3 protein-coding genes are annotated in these 6,653 nt (G+C 69.2%); all 3 read right to left on the reverse strand.

The features are described from left to right. Positions 1-152: 152 nt before the first annotated feature. Positions 153-2,339 (reverse strand): M3 family metallopeptidase, encoded by a 2,187-nt coding sequence (locus tag JHC99_RS16700; protein WP_292155761.1) that lies wholly within the window; start codon positions 2,337-2,339, stop codon positions 153-155. A gap of 150 nt (positions 2,340-2,489) precedes the next feature. Continuing rightward, a complete protein-coding gene (locus tag JHC99_RS16705) occupies positions 2,490-4,334 on the reverse strand; it encodes a hypothetical protein (RefSeq protein WP_292155762.1) in 1,845 nt (614 codons plus the stop codon). Further along, complete coding sequence (locus tag JHC99_RS16710) at positions 4,331-6,499, reverse strand: DUF4175 family protein (protein WP_292155763.1); 2,169 nt, start codon at positions 6,497-6,499, stop codon at positions 4,331-4,333. Before JHC99_RS16710 ends, JHC99_RS16705 begins: the two co-directional genes overlap by 4 nt. Positions 6,500-6,653 lie beyond the last annotated feature (154 nt).

Consider the following 6,653-nt stretch of genomic DNA (forward strand, 5'->3'; position numbering starts at 1 on the left):
TCCCGCACCCAAATCACAAACGCCGCCCCTAACAGGGCGGCGTTTTTGCGTTCAGCCTGAGGCTTAGCGAGGCCTGCGGCTCTCCCGCTGAACGGAAGCGAGGGCGCGACGCGTATCCTGGCGTCGCGCCCGTGATCGACGGCGGTGCCGTGTCAGCTCGTCGGGAAACCCCGAACCTTGAGCAGGGCCGACACATCGACGTCCCGGCCCCGGAACCGGCGATAGGCCTCGGCGCGGTCGGTCGTATTGCCGGGTGCCAGGATGGTCGACTTGAACCGCCCCGCGATGTCCGGATTGAACACGTCGCCGGAGTCTTCGAAGTATGCCCAGGTGTCGGCGTCCATCGTCTCCGACCACAGGTAGCTGTAGTAGCCGGCGGAGTAGCCGTCGGACGTGAACAGGTGATTGAACTGCGGCAGACGGTGCCGCATCACGATCTCACTCGGCATGCCGAGACGATCCAGCGACGCTTTTTCAAAGGCGTCGATGTCGGTCGGCGGCGTGGCCTGAGTATGCAGATCCATGTCCACGAGGGCCGATGACAGATAGCTGACGGTCGCATAGCCCTGGTTGAAGGTGCCCGAGGCGTCGACCTTGTCGACCAACGACTGCGGCATCGGCTGACCGGTCTCATAGTGTTTCATGAAGCCGTCCAGGATCGGTCGGCTGAGGACCCAGTGCTCATGAACCTGGGACGGATACTCGACGAAATCGCGCGGCGTGTTGCCGTATGATGGATAGGTCACGACCGAGCTGAGATAATGCAGGGCGTGGCCGAACTCGTGGAACAGGGTTTCGGCGTCATCGAGCGACAGCAGAACCGGCTGACCCGGCTCCGGCTTGGTGAAGTTGTTGTTGTTGGACGCCAGGATCACCTTCGATCCCTCGAGCGTCGAGAAGGCCCGGTAGGTGGTCATCCAGGCGCCCGACCGCTTGCCGGGACGGGCATAGTCGTCCGTGTAATAGAGACCAATCAGGCGGCCCGTCGTCTTGTCGTGGACTTCATAGGCGACGACTTCCGGCTCGAACACCGGGACCGTTCCGGCCGGCAACTTCCTGAACTGGAAGCCGTAGAGTCGTTCGGCCATGTAGAAGGAACCCGCCCGGACGGCGTTCAGCTCGAAATAGGGCTTCAGCTCGTTCTGATCGAGGTCGTACTTCTGCTTGCGGACCTTCTCGGCGAAATAGAGGTAGTCCCACGGCTCGATGTCGAAGCCGGCGATCGCCTTCATGTCGGCCACTTCCTCGACGACGCGCGCCTTGGCGGGGGTCCAGACGCGGTCCATCAACGATTTGGCGGCGGCCGGGGTCCGGGCCATGGTGTCCTGCATGCGCAGTTCGGCGTGGTTGCGGTAACCCAGCAGCTTGGCTCGCTGGTCCCGCAGCGCCACGATCTCGGCGATCGTCGCATTGGTGTCGTTGGCGTCGCCGTTGTCGCCTCGATTGACGAATTTGCGCCAGACCTGCTCGCGCATCGCCCGATCGTCGGCGAAGGTCAGGAATGGATCGACACTCGACCGGGTGTTCATGATGATCCAGCCGGGGATCGACTTGGCTCGGGCGGCGGCTGCCGCCGCAGCCTTGTTCGAGGCCGGCAGGCCCGCCGTTCCGGCCTCGGTCGGGATTACCGTCCAGGCGTTCTCGTCGGCGACGACCTTCTGGCCGAAGCGGGTGAAGGCATTGGACAGGGCGGTATTGATGCGGCCCAGTTCCGCCTTGCCCGTCGCGTCCAGGTTCGCGCCGGAACGGATGAAGGCGTCGCGCCGGCGTTCGGCCAGACGTTTCTGCTCGGGGTTCAGACCCGCCGCGTCGGCACCGTCCGCGACAGCCTTGATCCGCTGGAACAGTTTGGCGTTGAAGGTGATCTCGTCGCCGGCGGCGGACTGGATCGGAGACAGCTCGGTGTCGACGGCGTCATAGGCCTCGCCGCCGATGTTGGACGTCATCACGCCGTAGATGTTGTTGGCGCGATCCAGCGCCCCGCCCGCGAGCTCCAGCGCGACCAGGGTGTTGGCGAAGTTCGGGGGCTCGGGATTCTCGGCGATCGCGGCGATGTCGGCGCGCTGCAGCTCGATGCCTTCGAGCACCGCCGCGCGCAGCTTGGCCGGGGTGACCTTGTCCCACGGCGGCACGCCGTCATAAGGGCCTGTCCAGGGTTGGAGCAGCTCGGCGCGCGGAGACGTGCTCGGCAGGACCGCGCGCGCGATGCGCGCTTCCTCGGCGACCCCGGCGGCGTACGCGCCGCCCTGAATCGCGGTTCCGGACGCGTCGGCCAGAGTCGTGCAGCCGGTGAGAGCCATCAGGCTTGCGCCGCCGATGAGAAGGTTTCGCCGATGCATGGGGTACTCCGTGTCATGATCTTGTGATCCAGCCTTAGGCCCTGCGTACGCGGGCGTCACCTGAACGCCATGCAATGTTGGCGAGCTTTGGGCGGTGCCACCGTGCCAGGCCGTATCGGTCATGGCCAGGAGAGGGCGGGGTGCGCATTGTCACACCGCTCTTCTACGCTTCGACCATGATCGCGCCGCGCGGGCAAAGACGCCTGGGTCCCGGTTCCGCTCGAGCCACCACAGTCCGGCAAGGTCCAGAAGGAGCCCGCAGAACCAGGGCCAGGGAGAGCCCGGGGCGTGGGAGGTGGAGCCAGCGGCGGCGCGGGCCGGCGTCAGGCCGGCCAGAGCCAGGGTGGCCGACCGTCTGTTGGCTGCCTCCAGGGACGGCGCGTCTTCGATCGGATGGACAAAGAACGGCGTCTCTCGGCGTTGGTCATCCCGGACGACGTGCCATCCGGCCTGATCGGGCCAGTAGGCGGCGCAGGCGCGATCGCCTGCGTTCGGGTCGATGCGCAGGCTGTGGACGCGTCCTTCCTGCCCCAGGACATTGGGTTGGCCGAGCAGATGGCACAAGGCGACCCGCACGCCGACACGGGCGTCGCCGGAGAGTTCAGCCCGGCTGTCCTCGCCGGCGCGCCCGATCTCCGAGAAGAGCGCGCTCCACATCTCGCCGTACAGGTCCGAGCGTCCGGTGAGGACGAGGGCATAGCTGTCGGTGACGGTCCAGACACCGACACGCCCGCGGCCTATGGCGCGCCAGCTGGCCAGGGCGACGCCGTCGGCGTCGCGCAGCAGGGCGATGGCCCCGGAGCCCGTGATGGTCAGATCGCGACGGGCGAGCTTGGGCGGCGCTTCGGCATCGTCCGTGGGTTCGGCAGGGCCAGCGGCGTCCGGCGCGGCGGTCTGGGCTGTGGGAGCGAGACGCAGCGGGACGGCGTCGTCGCCGCCGCTGAGGTTCAGGCCGAGACCGGCCCAGTCGCGGCGGGTCCCCGCCGAAAGCGGACCGGTGGGGCGGAGCAGCAGGCCCATGCCGTTGTTTACGGCCGCGGTCAGGGCGGCGCGCTGGCCGCCGGCGAGCGCCTCCCAGCGACGGTCGTCGAGGATGACAAGGTCGAGTCTGTCGAGGGTCGCTGCGTTCAGCGGGACCGGGGCGTCGCCGAGTTGGATTCCACCGCCGATGTCGATGTCGAGGGTCAGGGCGACCTCCGACCCTTCGGCCCATCGCTTCAGATACTTGGTCTCGGCGCTCGGGGCACCCGCGAGGACAAGGACGCGGGGCGGCGTTGGGGCGAGCGTCTCGACCGGGACGGCGATCCGTTCGACGATGGCACCGGACCCGTCCCGGAGGCGGAGATCGAACAGGGCCAAGCCCGGGGTGCGGACGGCGGCCATCAGGGCAAACCGTTCGCCGGAAGCGATGCGGGCGCGGTCGACGACGACATCGGCCGGATCGACCAGTTCGAGGGTTCCGGCGGGCAGGGTCCCGACCTGTCCGCCGACGACGAAGGTTGTGCCGGGCGCTGTAGGCTCCGGCAGGGCGAGGTCGATCAGGCCGCGCGGCAGCGGTGGAGCCGAGAACTCGACCGGGACGGGCAGGGGCGACTGGTCGCGCGGTGTCAGACCCTGGCCGATGATGCGGATGCGAGCGGGTGTCGGATAGCGGCGCAAGGCCGTGGCAAGGTCGGGGACGCGGGTGGCGTCGGTGACGGGGCCGGCCTCGGGCAGAGCAATGAGAATGTCGCCGGGCTCGGTTGCGATGGTCGCGGGGGATCCGGCGGTGGCGACGATCATCGTCCCGGTCCGGATGGCTGATGGGGGCGGATGCAGGGTCAACCAGAGCAGGCCACCGGCGAGGATCTGGAGACCGACCAGTGTCGCCAGACGCCAGCGAGGGGCACCGCCGGGCCCTGCAGAGCGCTGCCACAGGATCAGGCGGGCGATGCCGAGGACGACGGCCACTGTAATCGTCACCGCGGTCCAGAAAGCGGGGCTGGAGAAACTCATCGCAAGCCATTCAGATAGCGCTGGCCCCGGGCACCGGGAGCCCCGCGACGGCCGGGCGCGGGGGTCGGGCGTTGCAGGGCGGTCCACAGCAGGGCGCGCAGACGACGGCGGCAGTCGAGGCAAGTCGGCTCGTTGCGGACCGTGTCGATGGCCGCGCGGAGCGCCAGGGGATCGTCCAGCCGGCCGCCGTTCGCACGGACCCAGCCATCGAGGGCACCCAGGGCCAGGGGGTCCGAGGTCGAGCCGGGGCGTTCCTCCAACGAACGCCAGGCGTCGGCGGCGACGGCGTCGGCGGGTGCGCGTTCGGGCGCTTCAGGATCTTCGGCGACGATGTCCTCGCGCTTTCCGGTCAGCCGGCGGGAGAAGTCGACGGGCGGAATATCGGCACCGACGCGGGGCAGGAAGATGCGGGTCGCGCGCTGGGCCTCCTTGAGCAATTCCAGCGCCGTGTTGGCGTGAGGCAGCGCGGCCTCGGGGCGGCCCTGACGCAACTCCCGCTCCGAGGCCCACATGGCGTCCAGCGCTCGGGCCAGTGCCGACCGGGTCTGCGGCTGGAACAGTGTCGCGACGTCGCGGTCGTCGTGGGCGTGGCCGAACTGGTGCAGGACGTCGACCTCCTTGCCCATGCCGCCGGCGGCCGGTTCGTCGGCGTGGTCCTCACCTTCGTGTTCGTCGTGGTGTTCCTCAGGGCGGGTGCGGGGCGCGGGCGCGTCTGCAGTCGGCAGGGCGGGCGCCGCCGGGGCGTCCGAGGTGGGCAGGATTATGCCGCCGCCCGATCCGCCACCCTCGGCCTCCTCGCCCATGAACTGGCCATAGCGGAGGCGCAGCGCGGCCTGTTCCTCGCCGATGACGTTGGAGGCGTCGGTGAAGGCATCGCCCGTCAGGGCGCGGCGGCGCGCGATCAGGGCCTCGGCGTCGATGATGATCTGGCGTTGGCTGGCGAAATAGGCGGGCATAACGCGCATGGCCATGCCATCCAGGCCCTCGGCCATGGCGAGATTGGCGGGCCAGCGCAGGATGACGCTGGGGCTCTCGACTGTGTGCCGCTCGGGGCTGCGGTTGTCGGTGACAATCAGCTGGACGATCAGGTCGCTACCCGCCGCCATGCCTTCGCGCGTAAGATCGAGCGTGGTCGAGAAGCGCAGTTGTTTGGCCGTACCCTGTCCGCGCAAGGGCATGGAGCGCTGTTTGAAGGTTATGTTCTCGCCGTCGCCCTTTGTGACGGTGATCCGCAGGGTGGCGGTCTCGATGACGCCGTAGTCGTCGCTGGCCTCGAACACCGGGCGCCAGGTGCGCTGGCCGGGTGTCAGCTGGACCAGCTGGCTCTGTGGATCGACGAGGCGGACGACCGGCTCGCCGTCGGTGATGGCGTCGAGACGGTTCAATCTCTGCTGGGCCATTCCGGGGGCGGTGATGCGGTACAACATGGACCGATCCACGATCCGGGCACCGGTCCAGCGCTGGCCGTCGCGGATCAGGGAGACCGGCGCGTTCTCGGGGAAGTCGAGCCCCGCCATGGTGGGTTGGGGCGCGAAGTCGATCGTCCAGTCGACGCGGGAGCCTTCGGGCACACCGGCGTTTAGGGCTGTCTGCTCGCGGACGGGCAGGCCGGTGTAGGCCGGCGGGGTGATGCGCAGGCGAGCGCCGGTCAACACGGGTGCTGCGGCACCGGCGGCGGAGCGGACGGGTGCGGCGGTGCCCGTCTCGGAGCCGTTCGTGGCGGGCCAGAGCAGGATGGCGGCGATCAGCACGACGGCGGCTCCCCAAGCGATCAGGATGGCTCGTCGTGACCAGCCGGGGCGGAGGTCGATGGCGGCGGCTTCATAAGCGCGGCCTTCGAGCCGGTCGCGTTGCAGGGCGGCGAGACCGGCGAGCGTGGCGGGATCGCGGAACAACAGCGCGGCGCTGTCCTCGAACCGGCGGATGCGGGCGTCCAGTTCGCCGATCAGCCAGCGCCGGTCAAAGGGCCGGGACCGCCAGACAGCTACGGCAGTGAGGCTGATGATGCCAAGGACGGCGGCGGCTGCGGCCCCGGCCGCGCCGGACAGTCGCCAGCCCAGCGCGGCGACAAAGAGGACGGCGGGCAGGCCAAGAGCAACCGTGTCGAGACCAGCGCGGGCGCGGGCGGCGCTCTGATGCTTCAGCAGGATGGGGACGGCGGTCACGGCGCGACCGCCCGAGCTCGGCGAGTCGCGAGCCACCGCTCTGCCGCGAAAATCATGGCGATCAGCAGGGCCAGCCAGGGGCGCAGGTCGAGCGGCGGCTGGTCGTAGGGGGCGGCGCCGCTGAGGGGCGCGTGGTCGACGGCGGCAACGCGGG

The organism is Brevundimonas sp., from assembly GCF_016463485.1.
In the GTDB taxonomy this organism is placed as follows: Bacteria; Pseudomonadota; Alphaproteobacteria; order Caulobacterales; family Caulobacteraceae; genus Brevundimonas.

What these genes read in the sequence shown, in the direction of transcription:
- JHC99_RS16700 (WP_292155761.1), bottom strand. Translation starts at nt 2,339, where the DNA reads ATGCATCGGCGAAACCTTCTCATCGGCGGCGCAAGCCTGATGGCTCTC.
- JHC99_RS16705 (WP_292155762.1), bottom strand. Translation starts at nt 4,334, where the DNA reads ATGAGTTTCTCCAGCCCCGCTTTCTGGACCGCGGTGACGATTACAGTG.